Source organism: Ancylobacter sonchi (assembly GCF_018390695.1).
Taxonomy (GTDB): domain Bacteria; phylum Pseudomonadota; class Alphaproteobacteria; order Rhizobiales; family Xanthobacteraceae; genus Ancylobacter; species Ancylobacter sonchi.
On sequence record NZ_JAHBGF010000020.1, the window covers coordinates 540,539 to 554,611 of the forward strand.

13 protein-coding genes are annotated in these 14,073 nt (G+C 69.1%); 6 read left to right on the forward strand and 7 right to left on the reverse strand.

Annotation, left to right across the window (positions count from 1 at the left end):
- Positions 1-72 precede the first annotated feature (72 nt).
- From KHC28_RS13150 to KHC28_RS13175, 6 genes are all read left to right on the forward strand, one after another.
- Positions 73-945, forward strand: a complete 873-nt coding sequence (locus tag KHC28_RS13150; protein ID WP_214008791.1) for a carbohydrate ABC transporter permease — start codon at positions 73-75, stop codon at positions 943-945.
- A 1-nt stretch (position 946) separates the two neighbouring features.
- Complete coding sequence (locus KHC28_RS13155; protein ID WP_214008792.1) at positions 947-1,777, forward strand: carbohydrate ABC transporter permease; 831 nt, start codon at positions 947-949, stop codon at positions 1,775-1,777.
- A 9-nt stretch (positions 1,778-1,786) separates the two neighbouring features.
- Entirely contained in the window at positions 1,787-2,788 is a 1,002-nt protein-coding gene (locus KHC28_RS13160; RefSeq protein WP_214008793.1) for an ABC transporter ATP-binding protein, read from the forward strand.
- Between the two features lie 104 nt (positions 2,789-2,892).
- Positions 2,893-4,329: a mannitol dehydrogenase family protein gene (locus KHC28_RS13165; RefSeq protein WP_214008794.1), complete on the forward strand. Its 1,437-nt coding sequence runs from the start codon at positions 2,893-2,895 to the stop codon at positions 4,327-4,329.
- 373 nt (positions 4,330-4,702) lie between these two features.
- On the forward strand, positions 4,703-5,500 hold the full coding sequence (locus KHC28_RS13170; protein WP_214009043.1) for a CbbQ/NirQ/NorQ/GpvN family protein: 798 nt from the start codon (positions 4,703-4,705) through the stop codon (positions 5,498-5,500).
- An 8-nt stretch (positions 5,501-5,508) separates the two neighbouring features.
- Positions 5,509-7,806: a VWA domain-containing protein gene (locus KHC28_RS13175; protein WP_214008795.1), complete on the forward strand. Its 2,298-nt coding sequence runs from the start codon at positions 5,509-5,511 to the stop codon at positions 7,804-7,806.
- A gap of 2 nt (positions 7,807-7,808) precedes the next feature.
- Here KHC28_RS13175 and KHC28_RS13180 read toward each other — a convergent pair whose 3' ends face one another.
- From KHC28_RS13180 to KHC28_RS13210, 7 genes are all read right to left on the reverse strand, one after another.
- Positions 7,809-8,633, reverse strand: a complete 825-nt coding sequence (locus tag KHC28_RS13180) for an urease accessory protein UreD (protein WP_214008796.1) — start codon at positions 8,631-8,633, stop codon at positions 7,809-7,811.
- On the reverse strand, positions 8,630-9,283 hold the full coding sequence (gene ureG, locus KHC28_RS13185; protein WP_214008797.1) for an urease accessory protein UreG: 654 nt from the start codon (positions 9,281-9,283) through the stop codon (positions 8,630-8,632). The genes KHC28_RS13180 and ureG overlap by 4 nt, the downstream gene beginning before the upstream one ends.
- Before the next feature lie 4 nt (positions 9,284-9,287).
- Positions 9,288-10,997, reverse strand: a complete 1,710-nt coding sequence (gene ureC, locus KHC28_RS13190) for an urease subunit alpha (RefSeq protein WP_214008798.1) — start codon at positions 10,995-10,997, stop codon at positions 9,288-9,290.
- A 21-nt stretch (positions 10,998-11,018) separates the two neighbouring features.
- Positions 11,019-11,711, reverse strand: coding sequence for an urease subunit beta (locus KHC28_RS13195; protein WP_214008799.1), 693 nt, complete (start codon positions 11,709-11,711; stop codon positions 11,019-11,021).
- 10 nt (positions 11,712-11,721) lie between these two features.
- The gene (locus KHC28_RS13200; protein WP_214008800.1) at positions 11,722-12,402 is read right to left on the reverse strand and encodes an urease accessory protein UreF; all 681 of its coding nucleotides are present in this window, start codon (positions 12,400-12,402) and stop codon (positions 11,722-11,724) included.
- A 2-nt stretch (positions 12,403-12,404) separates the two neighbouring features.
- Positions 12,405-12,890 carry an urease accessory protein UreE gene (gene ureE / locus KHC28_RS13205; RefSeq protein WP_214008801.1) on the reverse strand — a complete coding sequence of 162 codons (486 nt, stop codon included), beginning with the start codon at positions 12,888-12,890 and terminating at the stop codon, positions 12,405-12,407.
- Between the two features lie 133 nt (positions 12,891-13,023).
- Entirely contained in the window at positions 13,024-14,064 is a 1,041-nt protein-coding gene (locus KHC28_RS13210; protein WP_214008802.1) for an aliphatic amidase, read from the reverse strand.
- Positions 14,065-14,073 lie beyond the last annotated feature (9 nt).

Genomic DNA, 14,073 nt, shown 5'->3' on the forward strand with positions numbered 1-14,073 from the left:
TCCGCAGTCCCACCCTTGCCTCGCAGGCGCGGCGGATGCCGCCGGCCGCCTGCCCACGCCGGGAGCCCACCCATGGCGACGCAAGCCTCGCAGACCGCAAGCCGGCTGATGCTCTCCCCGGCGGTGCTGCTGCTGTTCCTCTGGATGATCGTGCCGCTCGGCATGACCATCTATTTCTCCTTCCTGCGCTTCAACCTGCTGATGCCGGGGACGGAGGCGTTCACTGGCTTCGAGAACTACGTCTACTTCTTCACCGATCCGGCGTTCTGGCCGGCGCTGGCCAACACGCTGACGCTGGTGCTCGGCGTGCTGGTCATCACGGTGATCGGCGGGGTGGCGCTGGCGGTGCTGCTCGACCAGCCGATGTGGGGGCAGGGGATCGTGCGCGTCCTCGTCATCGCGCCGTTCTTCGTCATGCCCAGCGTCTCGGCGCTGGTGTGGAAGAACATGCTGATGAACCCGGTGAACGGGCTGTTCGCTGCCTTCGCCCGCGGGCTCGGCCTCGAACCCTTCGACTTCTTCGCCGACGCGCCGCTCGCCTCGATCATCGTCATCGTCGCCTGGCAATGGCTGCCCTTCGCGACGCTCATCCTGCTCACCGCCATGCAGAGCCTCGACCGCGAGCAGATGGAGGCGGCGGAGATGGACGGTGCCGGACCGTTCTGGCGCTTCCTGCACCTCACCGTGCCGCATCTGACGCGGGCGACCACCGTGGTGGTGCTGATCCAGACCATCTTCCTGCTGTCGGTGTTCGCCGAGATCCTCGTCACCACCAATGGCGGGCCGGGCACCGCTTCCACCACGCTGACCTTCCTCGTCTACATGCAGTCCATGCTGCAATTCGACGTCGGGCTCGGCTCCGCCGGCGGCATCGTTGCCGTTATCCTCGCCAACATCGTCGCGATCTTCCTCATGCGGATGATCGGCCGGAACCTGGAGGCCTGACATGTCACGCGCCGTCTCGACACGCCGCAAGGCCGTCGTCACCGCCCTGGCCTGGGGCGTCGGGCTGGTCATCTTCTTCCCGATCCTGTGGACGGTGCTGACCTCCTTCAAGACCGAGGGCGAGGCGATCAACGCTCACCCGTCCTTCCTGTTCTTCGACTGGACGCTGGAGAACTACCACACCGTCAACGAGCGCTCCGACTACCTCGCGCATTTCTGGAACTCGGTGGTGATCGCGCTCGGCTCGACGCTGATCGGACTTCTCATCGCCATTCCCGCCGCCTGGTCGATGGCCTTCGTGCCGGGCAAGCGGACCAAGGACCTGCTCATGTGGATGCTGTCCACCAAGATGATGCCGGCGGTCGGCGTGCTGGTGCCGATCTACCTGCTGGCGCGCGACACCGGCCTGCTCGACAGCAAGACCGGCCTCGTCATCGTGCTGACGCTGGTCAACCTGCCGATCATCGTGTGGATGCTCTACACCTACTTCAAGGAGATCCCCGGCGAGATCCTCGAAGCGGCACGCATGGACGGTGCCTCGCTGGGCTCGGAAATCCTCTACGTGCTGACCCCGATGGCGGTGCCGGGCATCGCCTCGACGCTGCTGCTCAACGTCATCCTCGCCTGGAACGAGAGCTTCTGGACGCTGAACCTCACCGCCGCCAACTCGGCGCCGCTGACCGCCTTCATCGCCAGCTATTCGAGCCCCGAAGGGCTGTTCTACGCGAAATTGTCCGCCGCCAGCACCATGGCCATCGCGCCGATCCTGATCCTCGGCTGGTTCAGCCAGAAGCAGCTGGTGCGCGGCCTCACCTTCGGCGCCGTGAAATAGGAGACTGCCATGGGCGAGATCGTTCTTTCCGAGGTCAAGAAGTCGTTCGGCGGCGTCTCCATCATCCAGGGGATCGACCTCACCATCGACGATGGCGAGTTCGCGGTGTTCGTCGGGCCGTCCGGCTGCGGCAAGTCCACCCTTCTACGGCTCATCGCCGGGCTGGAGGACACGTCGTCGGGCACCATCTCCATCGACGGGCACGACGCCACCCACCTGCCGCCGGCCCGGCGCGGCCTCGCCATGGTGTTCCAGAGCTACGCGCTCTACCCGCATATGAGCGTGCGCAAGAACATCGCCTTCCCGCTGCGCATGGCCGGCGTGCCGAAGGACGAGCAGGAGCGCAAGGTCGAGGCGGCGGCGAAGGTGCTCAACCTCACCCCCTATCTCGACCGCCGGCCAGGCCAGCTGTCCGGCGGCCAGCGCCAGCGCGTCGCCATCGGCCGGGCCATCGTGCGCGAGCCCTCGGCCTTCCTGTTCGACGAGCCGCTGTCCAATCTCGATGCGGCGCTGCGCGTCTCGATGCGGCAGGAGATCTCCGAGCTGCACCGCTCGCTTAAGACCACGATGATCTACGTTACCCACGACCAGGTCGAGGCTATGACCATGGCCAACAAGATCGTGGTGCTGAACGCCGGACGCATCGAGCAGGTCGGCTCGCCGCTGGAGCTCTACAAGAGCCCGGCCAACCTGTTCGTCGCCGGCTTCATCGGCTCGCCGAAGATGAACTTCATCGCCGGGGCGGAAGCCGCGAAACATGGCGTCCATACGATCGGCGTGCGGCCCGAGCATATCGCCATCGCCGCCGACGGTCCGTGGAAGGGGGTGGTCGGCCTTGCCGAGCATCTCGGCTCGGACACCTTCCTCAAGGTGCAGGTGGACGGCATCGGCCCGCTGACCGTGCGCGCCGGCGGCGAGGTGGGGCTGAACTATGGCGACACCGTCGGCCTCGCGCCGCAGGCCGGCAAGCTGCATCGCTTCGACGAGGGCGGCCGGGCCGTCGCCGGATAGCGCCGCGACAGCGGCCGGCAGGAGGTTCCTCGCGCGTCGCGCGAGGCGGATCAAGGCGTTGCCCGAGGCGCTGGCGTCGACGGCGGCAAACTGGATGACACGAGATGAATACGCCCGCCCCATCGCTTCCCGCCTATGACCGCTCGGAGCTGACGCCGGGCATCGTCCATATCGGGCTGGGCAATTTCCACCGCGCGCACCAGGCCGTCTATCTCGACGACCTGTTCGCGCTTGGCGAGGGCCATGACTGGGCGATCATCGGCGCCGGGGTGCGCCCGGCCGATGCGCGGATGCGCGACGCGCTGAAGGCGCAGGACTGCCTGTCCACCGTCATCGAGCTGGACCCTTCCGGCAAGCGGGCGCGCCGCGTCGGCGCCATGATCGACTTCCTGCCAGTCGAGCCCGGCAATGGTCCGCTGATCGCCGCTATGTCGCGGCCGGAGATCCGCATCGTCAGCCTGACGGTGACGGAGGGCGGCTATTTCATGGATCCGGCCGGCCGGCTCGACACCGCCGCTAGTGAGATCGTCGCCGACGCTGCCGATCCCGCCGCGCCGCAGACCGCCTTCGGCGCCATCCTCGCCGCGCTGAAGGCGCGCCGCGCCGCCGGCATCGCACCCTTCACGGTGATGAGCTGCGATAACCTGCCGGGCAACGGCCATGTCACCCGGCAGGTGGTGGTCGGGCTGGCCGAGCTGTTCGACGCCGAGCTGGCGCGATGGGTCGACGCCCATGTCGCGTTTCCCAATGGCATGGTCGACCGCATCACCCCGGCGACCGGCGAGCGCGAATGCGCCATGGCCGCCGCCTTCGGCCTCGACGACCCGGTGCCGGTGACCTGCGAGCCATTCCGCCAATGGGTGCTGGAGGACGATTTCCCCGCCGGGCGGCCGGCGCTGGAGAAGGTGGGCGTCGTCTTCACCGATCACGTCCATGCCTATGAGGCGATGAAGATCCGCATCCTCAATGGCGGCCACGCCATCATCGCCTACCCCGGCGGGCTGATGGATATCGAGCTGGTGCACGAGGCGATGGAGGAGGCGCTGATCGTCGCCTTCCTCGATAAGGTGGAGCGCGAGGAGATCATCCCCATCGTGCCGCCGGTGCCCGGCACCGATCTCGCGGCCTATTACGCCATCATCCGCGAGCGCTTCGCCAATCCCGAGGTGGCGGACACGGTACGGCGGCTCTGCCTCGACGGCTCCAACCGCCAGCCGAAATTCATCGTGCCTTCGATCCGCGACAACCGCGCTGCCGGGCGGTTGCCGACCGGGCTGATCCTCGCTTCGGCGCTGTGGTGTCGCTACTGCGCCGGCGTGTCGGATTCCGGCGCGGTCATCGCCGCGAACGATCCCAACTGGGAGGCGCTGACGGCGCGGGCCCGGCAGGCCAAGGCCGATCCCGCCGTGTGGCTCGCCATGCAGGAGGTCTATGGCGATCTCGGCGAGGATACCGAGGTGGTGGCCGCCTTCAGGGCGGCGCTGCAGGCGCTGTGGGCGAAGGGCACGCGCGCGATGCTGACCGGGTATCTCGCCGGCTGAGGCTCCATGGCGTCAGGCTGACGGGCCGGCTGCAAGCCTCAGATGGCGAGAGCGGAGGCGAAGCGCCTCCCGGCCTAACAGGGGCGCCGGCGGTCCAGCCGTGCCTACGCCCGGGGCCTCGCCGCCAAGTGGCATGCCGGTGGTGCCCTTGCCGACCCCTCGTCTGTACGGCCCCGAGTTGTCTCGCCGTTGCGCACGTACCTGCGTCAAACCGCTTGCCGACCGAACCGCCCTTCGTCATTATCCGGGGAAATCTCCTCGCACAGCGCCGTGCGAGGATCTGGCGATGACGCCTCGCACCGAGCCTGCCGGCTCGGGCGGGGCTTTTTGTTTTCAAGCCCCGCGCACATTGTGCCGCAAGGAACCGCGCCGCATGAACCTCGACCAGTATGCGATAGCCGAAGAGCCATTTTACGCCCCCGTCGCGGAAGAGGTCGTCCTGTTCGAGGCGGCCTATGCGGAGCGCATTCCCTTGATGCTGAAGGGACCGACAGGATGCGGTAAGACCCGCTTCGTCGAGCATATGGCCTGGCGGCTGAAGCGCCCGCTGATCACCGTCGCCTGCCACGAGGACATGACCGCATCCGATCTGGTGGGACGCTATTTGCTTGATGCCGACGGGACGGTCTGGCGCGATGGGCCGCTCACCGAGGCGGTGCGCCACGGGGCCATCTGCTACCTCGATGAAATCGTCGAGGCACGCCAGGACACCACCGTGGTGATCCATCCGCTCACCGACGAGCGGCGGGTGCTGCCACTGGACAAGCGCAACGAGCTGGTCGCAGCCCATCCCGACTTCTTCCTCGTGATTTCCTACAATCCCGGCTACCAGAGCGCGGTGAAGGACCTGAAGGAGTCCACCAAGCAGCGCTTCGCCGCCATCGACTTCACCTACGCCCATGCGGACCGGGAGACAGCGATCGTCGCGCAAGAGGCCGGCATAGCGCTCGACATCGCGGAAAAGCTGGTGCGCATTGCCAGCGCCTCGCGCAATCTCGGCGGGCGTGGCCTGGACGAAGGAGCCTCGACCCGTACGCTCATCCGCGCCGGCAAGCTGATCGCCCGCGGCATCGGGATCGCGCAGGCCTGCGACATGACCATCGTCTCGGCGCTGACCGATGATCGCGACACGCGCGGCGCGCTGCGCTCGGTCGTCTCGGCCTGCCTGTGAGTGCCGGCATGGTGCCGGCCTCGCTCCGCCTCTCCGCCCCGGACGAGGGCGCGCATTCGGGCGATGTGCTGGCACGTCGTCTCGCGGGCCGTCCCGAACTCGCGGCCCGCTTCGCCGCCGCCCGTCTTCTCGTCGCGCGCCATGTCGAGGTTGCGGACGCCGATATGTGGGCAGGGTCGGTGGCGGCCCTCTACGACGCCAATGCCGGTCCGGCCCTGCTCGAGGCTCTCTGGTCGCTGGAAACGCGCCTCTTGCCCGGCACGTCGGTACCGGCACTGCTGGCGCTGTGGTCGGCCACGCGGACGCTGTGTCGCCACGCCGGCGCCGCTGTCGCCCGCCGTGCGGTGGAGGCCGTCGCGGCACGTGTCCATTATGGCGAGGATGGCGCCCACCTTGCTGCGGTGCTTCGGATTTTGGCCGGCCTCGCGGAACGTGCCGCGGACGCGGTTGCGCCGCTGCTCGATGCGTTCGACGACATCGTCGATGCGGTGGATGCATCGGGGCTCGAGGCCTGGATCGCCGATGGGCTGGCTCTCCATCCGGCCGACCGGCGGCGGCGGGCCGCCTATTTCCGGCTGGCGGACGCGGCCGCCCGGCAACGCCTGGCCGAACGGGCAGGTGCGATACGCTACGCACCGCATGAGGAAAGGCTGCGCAAGGTGACGCGTGCGCTTTTCGGCTTCGAGCCGGAGGTGCGTGTGATCGCCGATCGCGGCCTGCGCCGTACCCGTCTCGCCGGTGGACTGCTTCTGATGCCCGCGCGCTTTACCGATCTGCCGGCCGCCGAGGCGCCGACGACCTTCGAGGCGGCGGTGCTGCATGCCGCCTGCCATCGTGCCTTCACCACGACGCGATTTGCGGTCGGGCGGATGAAGCCGGTGCAACTCGCTCTCGTCGCGCTGCTGGAGGATGCACGCGTCGAGCGGTTGGCGACCCGGCGCTATCCCGGCCTTGCGCGGCTGTGGGGCGGGCTTCACCACGCGCCGGCGAGCCGGATCCAGACGATCCCCTCGCTGTTCGCGCGGTTGGCGCGCGGTCTCGCCGATCCTGCGTTCGCCGATGGCGACGGCTGGATCGCGAAGGCCCGGCGCCTGTTCGACGATGCCTTCGCCGCCGATCCCGCGCAGCAGTCCTTTGTGCCGGAGATTGCCCGTGTCATCGGCCATGACCTTGGGCAGCTCCGCATTCCCTTCGACGCCAAAGGCTATGTCGTTCAGCCGCTTTATCGCGACGACGGGCTCGGCCTGTTCGACTGGGCCGAGACCGACCCCGAGAACGCGGACGCGCTCGAATTGATGGTGGAGGCGGCGCGCATTCGCGAGGAGGAGGTCGACGCCGGGTCCTCCGACGCCCCGGCTGAACCCGGCGAGCGCGCCCGCGCGCAACCGCGCGCAGAGGATGAGGAGGGTACGCTCATCGCGCTCCACCCGGAATGGCACCACCGGCTGCGCGCCGAGCAGCCGGACCATGTGACGGTGCGGCTCTATCCCGCCGCCGAGGGCGCGACCGATCCGCTGCGCGCGCGGCTCGCGGTGGCGCGGGGCGTACGGGCCCGCATCGACGCGCTGGTGCGTCGGGCTCGGCTAGACCGTCCGACGCGCCTGCGCCGGCGCATGCAGGGGGACGACCTCGATCTGGAGGCGGCACAGGAGGCGATGCAGGCGCTGCGACTGCGCGAGATGCCCGATCCGCGCATCCACATGGCCAAGCACAGGCAGGGCCGCGACGTCGCGCTGATGCTGTTGCTCGACATCTCGCAATCGACCGCCGATCCGGTGGCCGGTGAGGGTGAGACAGTGCTCTCGACCGCCGCGCTGTCGGTGGCTCTGCTCGGGGAAGCGCTGGCCGGGTTGGGCGATCCTTTCGCCGCGGATGCCTTCGCCTCCAATGGCCGGGCGGATGTGCGCATCACCCCGCTGAAGAACTTCGACGAGCGCTGGGAGGCGGCGCTGCCGCGCCTCGCGGGCCTGCAGCCGGCCTATTCCACCCGCCTCGGTGCGGCGTTGCGTCATGGCGCCGCCCGCTTGGCGTCGCGTGCCCATCATCGTCGCGTGCTCGTGGTGGTGACCGATGGCGAGCCTTCGGACATCGACGTCGAGGAGTCGGAATATCTTATCGAGGATGCCAAGCACGCGGTCGCCCGGGCGCGGGGGCAGGGGCTCGACGTGTTCTGCGTCGCGCTGGGCGAGGCGGCCGACAAGGCCGGTGCCGCCATGTTCGGCCGGCGCAACACCTTTGGCGTAACGCGTGTATCGGAGTTGCCGCAGCGGCTGGCGGCACTTTACTACCAGCTCACTGTGCGCTGATTCTATTTGCGCCGCACCGCCGGTGGCACGCCGAAGCGCGCGGCGAAGACATGGGCGAAGGCCGCGCGCATGGCCCGCTCATGGGCGGCGCCGTCGCGGGCCAGCAGGCGCAGGCCGAGGCCGGCGCCGTTCGGCAGCGAGCTCACCCCGGCAAGGCAGCCGGGTCGGTCGAGTGCATCCTCGAAGCCGTGCGCATCGGTCTCCGCGGTCAGCCATAGCGCGCTTGCCGCGACGCGGTGGCCGTGCAGCGGACCGTCCGGCCGCGCGAGGTCCGGGCCATCGACCACCTGGCGGTCGCTGGCGACGAGCTGCCCGTCGCGACGCACGTCGACGCGGCTTCGATAGGCGAGCGGCATGCCGCCGGCGTTCTTCGGATCGTGCACCAGCAGGCCGTCGGCGAGGAAGGCGACGGCATCGCCCTCGAGGGCGATGTCCAGCCGCGTATCCGAAGCGGCACCGGGAAACAGGATCTGCGGGTCCGGCGTGTAGGCGAGAAAGCCTCCCGCCGCGACCTCGACGAGGACGCGCATCCGCGCTGTGCGGCCGCGATCGCCATGCACCAGCGTCGAGGCCTGGGTGGTGAGGTGCAACGCCGCGCCAGCGCCGACCCGCACCTGCACTGTCAGGTCCTCTCCGGCATAGAAGCCGCCGGAAGAGGACTGCATGTAGAGCGTCGCCACTTCCGGACGTGCGGCATCGAGCGCGAAGAGACGCGTGAGGTGGAACGGGTAGGTGACATAGCGCCCGACGAGGCGGCTCGCCGGGCCGCGGCGTTCCACTGCGATGTCGAGTTCGGGCCGGCGGAGGGAGGCGAGGGGGGCGTTCATCGGCGGATCAGCACCGCCGCGCAGATCGCGTCCGCTACCGCCTCGATGTTGATGCCGGCGCGACAGGCCGTGGCGAGCAGGGGGCTGCCGCCGCGCACCGCGCGCGCCTCCTCCAGCATCGCGTCGAGATCGACGCCGACATGCGGGGCGAGGTCGACCTTGTTGACGACCAGCAGGTCGCATTGCAGCACGCCCGGCCCGCGCTTCCTCGGGATGTCGCCGCCGCCCGCCACGTCGATGACGAAGATCCACCAGTCGACGAGGTCGAGCGAGAAGGTCGAGGCGAGATTGTCGCCGCCGGATTCGATGATGACGAGTTCGAGCCCGGGGAAGCGGGCGTCGAGTTCGTCGGCAGCGAGGATGTTCAGCGTCGGATCCTCGCGGATCACCGTATGCGGGCAGGCGCCGGCCTCCACCGCCAGCACGCGGGCGGGGTCGATGATGCCGGAACGGCGCAGCCGTTCGGCATCCTCGGCGGTGACGAGGTCGTTGGTGACGACGGCCACCGAGATGCCGCGCCGCTGGAACACCGGCAGCAGTGCCTCGATCAGCGCGGTCTTGCCGGAGCCGACCGGGCCGCCGATGCCGATGCGGGCGGCGTTGGCGGGATGCGGTGGAACCGGCTGGCGGGAGGGGGAGAGGTCGTTCATCTCGTCACCTCAGCATGTAGCGCTGCGTCAGCGGCAGCTTGGTCGCGGGCTCGCAGGTGGCCAGCACACCGTCGACGAAGACGTCGAAGGTGGACGGATTGACCTCGATGGTCGGCAGCGCGTCGTTGCGCAGCATGTCGCGCTTCGAGAGCGTGCGCGTGCCGATGGCGGGCAGTAGCGCCTTGGTGAGGCCGAGCGTGCCGGCGAGGTTGTCCTCGATGGCGAAGGGATGCACGAAGCAGGCGGAGAGCTGGGAGGCGGCGCGGCCGAAGGCGCCCCATTGCGGGCGCAGCGCCAGCGGCTCGCAGGTCATCAGCGACGCGGCGCTGTCGCCCATCGCGCCCCAGGCGATGAAGCCGCTTTTGATGATCAATTCCGGCTTGGAGCCGAAATAGGCCGGCCGCCAGACCACGATGTCGGCCATCTTGCCGTCTTCCAGCGAGCCGACATGGGCGTCGATGCCGAAGGTGCGGGCGGCGTTGATGGTGTATTTGGCGATGTAGCGGCGGATACGCTCATTGTCGCCGAACGTCGCCTCCTCCGGCAGGCGGCCGCGCTGGTCCTTCATCTTGGAGGCCAGCTGCCAGGTGCGGGTGATCACCTCATGGATGCGGCCCATGCCCTGGCTGTCCGAGCCCAGCATGGAGATGGCGCCGATGTCGTGCAGGATGTCCTCTGCCGCGATGGTTTGCGGGCGGATGCGGCTCTCGGCGAAGGCCACGTCCTCCGGGATCGCCGGATTGAGGTGGTGGCACACCATCGTCATGTCGAGGTGTTCGTCGAAGGTGTTGACCGTGTAGGGGTTGGTCGGGTTGGTCGAGGACGGCAGGCAATGGCCGTAGCCGGCCACCTTGATGATATCAGGCGCATGGCCGCCGCCGGCACCCTCGGTGTGGTACATATGGATGGTGCGGCCGGCGATGGCGGCCAGCGTATCCTCGAGAAAGCCGCTCTCGTTCAGCGTGTCGGTGTGGATCTGCACCTGGAAGTCGAGATCGTCAGCCACCTTCAGGCAGGTGTCGATGGCGGCAGGCATCGAGCCCCAGTCCTCGTGCAGCTTCAGTCCCAGGGCCCCGGTGCGCATCTGCTCGACGAGCGAAGCGGGCTTGTGGGAGTTGCCGCGGCCGAGGAAGCCGAAATTGATCGGCCACGCTTCAGATGCCTGCAGCATCTTGCCGACATTGAACGGCCCGCCGCAGTCGATGCCGACGGTGATCGGGCCGAGCGAGCCGCCGATCATGGTGGTGATGCCAGACGCGATGGCGTGCTCGCACAGCTGGGCGCTGTCGAAATGCACGTGGACGTCGATGGCGCCGGCGGTCGCGATCAGCCCCTCGCAGTCGCGCACCGTGGTGGCGGCGGAGACGCGCAGGCGCGGGTCGACGCCGTCCATGATAGCGGGGTTGCCGGCCTTGCCGATGCCGACGATGCGCCCGTCCTTGATGCCGAGGTCGCCCTTGACGATGCCGAGCACCGCGTCGATCACCACGACGTTGCACAGCAGCATGTCGAGCGCACCATCGGCGCTGGTCAGGCCGGCGACGGTGCCCATGCCGTCGCGCAGGGTCTTGCCGCCGCCGTGCAGGCATTCCTCGCCATAGACGGCATGGTCCTTCTCGACCACGGCGATCAGCGAGGTGTCGCCGAGGCGCACGCCGTCGCCGGTGGTGGGGCCGTACATGGCGGCATAGTCGGCGCGGCTCATCCGGGCCATGGCTCGTCTCCTTCGTGAAACTCAGGCGCCGCGGAAGCCGGCGGCGCGGGCGCGGTCGAGCGCGGCGTCCGCCGCTTCGGGGGCGGTCGATCCGTTGGTCAGGCCGTTGAGCCCGCTTACCTCGCCAATGCCGCCAAAGGCGACCAGCGCCACCTCCTTCGCCTGACCGGGCTCGAAGCGAACGGCGGTGCCGGCGGGGATGTTGAGGCGCATGCCGAAAGCCGTCGCGCGGTCGAAATCGAGGGCGCGGTTGGCCTCGAAGAAATGGAAGTGGCTGCCGATCTGCACCGGCCGGTCGCCGGTGTTGGTCACCGAGAGCTGCGCGGTGCGGCGGCCGACATTGAGCTCGATCTCACCCGGAGCGGCGATGATCTCGCCGGGCACCCGCGTCTCCGTGGGCACGGCGTGGCCGGGGCGGATCGGCTCGTGCACGGTGACGAGCTTGGTACCGTCCGGGAAGGTCGCCTCCACCTGCAGCATGGGGATGAGCGCGTCGACCCCGTCCATCACGTCGTCGGTGGTGAGGAGACTGGCGCCGAGCTCCATCATCTCGGCGACGCTGCGGCCGTCCCGGGCGCCCTCGAGGATCTCGTCGGCGATCAGCGCCGTCGCCTCGGGGGCGTTGAGCTTGCGGCCGCGCGCGCGGCGCTTCCGGGCCAGCTCGGCGGCGGAGAAGATCGTGAGCCGTTCATATTCGGTGGGCGTCAGCAGCATGGTCCGCCTCTCAGTTGGAAAACAGGCGCAACGGCAGGCGGGCCTGCCGCGCGGCGGCGATGTCGGAAAAGGGCGAGAAGCCGACCGGTTCGGCGTCGGAGGCGACCGGCTCGGCGCAGACCGCCGCCACCGTGGCGAGCAGTGCGGGCATCGCCTGCTGGGCGCCGAGCGCGCCGATCAGGCCGAGCCGCGTCGCGGCCGTCAGCCCGCCGGTGACGAGCTGGTAGCCGGCGAGGAGAGCGGCGGACGCCTCGTCGAGGCCGGAGGCCCGCCACAGCAGCCCCTGCACGGCGGCGAGCGTGCCGGGCGCCGCGCCGTCCGCTACCCGCGCGCGGTAGGCCGCCGCACCGGGCGTGCCGAGGCGCAGATGGGTGGCGAGCAGCGCTGCGCCGTTGCGCCGCGCGCCCAGCCGCAGCGGCTCGCTGAAGCTCGACAAATCGAGGTCGTGGTCGAGCGCGGCGATGGCGTCGAGGTCGCCATCGCCGCGATGACACTGCACCAGCGTCACCCGTTCGGCCGATCCCCAGCGGTGGCGGACCTGCTCGGTGAGGAAGCCGGCGATGGCGTCGGTGTCCGGCCGGGCACCGCTGACCGCGCCGAGGCCTTCGAGCCCCTGCGAGAAGGCGAAGCCGCCGCTCGGGAACGCGGTGTCGCCGAAGCGCAGGGCGAGGAGCAGCGCCGATGCGTCCATGTTCAGGCGCCCGTCTCGACGATGGTGACGCGGCCGTCGGCGATCAGGTCGCGGACGCGGTCCAGATAGGCCTGACGCGGCGCCTCCAGCGCCACCTCGACGTCGCCGCCGTCGAACCGCACCTTCCAGTGCAGGTTGCCGGCGGCGTAGCCGAGCTGCAGCGCGTCCGGCAGGCTGGCCGGGCGCAGCCGCAGCCAGGCCTGCTCGAGCGCCCGTACGACGATGGCGCGGTGGGCGTCGAGCAGCAGGATCGCGCCGTCGAACAGCTGCTCGCTGCGCGGCAGGGCGATGAGGCACGGCGTGCCGCGGTCGGTGACCACCCGCAGCCGCCGGCGGGTCATGTCGCGGGTCTCGAGCCGGACGGTCTCGACCGTCCCGTCATGCTCCATATGGTGCAGGCGGTGGCCGAGATCGTGATCGAGCCGCGATCCGACGAGGGTGGAGACGAGGACATCCTCGTCCGATTGGAGGCCGGCAGGTGCGGTCATGACGCCAACTCCGGGAGAGGGAAGAGGGGCCGATGCGCCGAAGGGCGGCGCATCGGCAGGCTGGGAGGAGCACGGTCCGGGGTGACGGCCGTGGGGGGACGCTCCTCCCGCGCGCCTAGGCGGACGGTGGGGCTCAGCGATGACCGGTGGCGAGCTTGGTCGGGATACCCTCGATCGGGCAGTCCTCGACGCCCGGGGCCGAACGGGTCATCGCCTCCACCATGTCGCGGGTGCCTTCGGGGTCGTTCGCCCACTTCTTGTAGAATTCGAACGGCAGCGCGCAGGTGCCGCGCGCATCCTCACCGGAATTGATCATGCCGGTGTAGCCACGGTGCAGCAGCTTGTAGAGGTGGTTCTGCGCCTGGCCCTTGGTGCGGGCTTCGCGGATCAGCGGGACGGAGAGCTGGGCGTACTGGATGCCGTACTCCTCCTCGCCGCATTCGCCGAGGGTGCGCCCGTCGAAGCCGACGATCGCCGAGCGGCCGAAATAGGTGTAGACGCCGTCGAAGCCGGCGGCGTTGGCGACCGCCACATAGACATTGTTGGCCCACGCCATGGCCTTGGCCATGACCACCTGCTGCTCCTTGGCCGGATACATGTAGCCCTGGCAGCGGACGATCAGCTCGGCGCCCTTCATCGCGCAGTCGCGCCAGATTTCCGGGTAGTTGCCGTCGTCGCAGATGATCAGGCTGATCTTCATGCCCTTCGGGCCTTCGGAGACATAGGTGCAGTCGCCGGGATACCAGCCCTCGATCGGCACCCACGGCATGATCTTGCGGTACTTCTGGACGATCTCGCCCTTGTCGTTCATCAGGATCAGCGTGTTATAGGGCGCCTTGTTGGGGTGCTCCTCATGGCGTTCGCCGGTGAGCGAGAACACGCCCCAGACACCGGCGGCGCGGCAGGCCTCGGCGAAGATCTCGGTCTCCTCGCCGGGGATCTGCGACGCGGTCTCGTACATCTCGGCGGGGTCGTACATGATCCCGTGGGTCGAGTATTCCGGGAAGATCACCAGATCCATGCCCGGCAGGCCCCGCTTCATGCCGACCAGCATGTCGGCGATCTTGCGGGCATTGGCGATCACCTCCGCCCGCGTGTGCAGCCGCGGCATCTTGTAGTTGACGACGGCGACGCCGACGGAATCGGCGCTTGAGGTGATGTCTCCATGCTGCATGGCATTCCT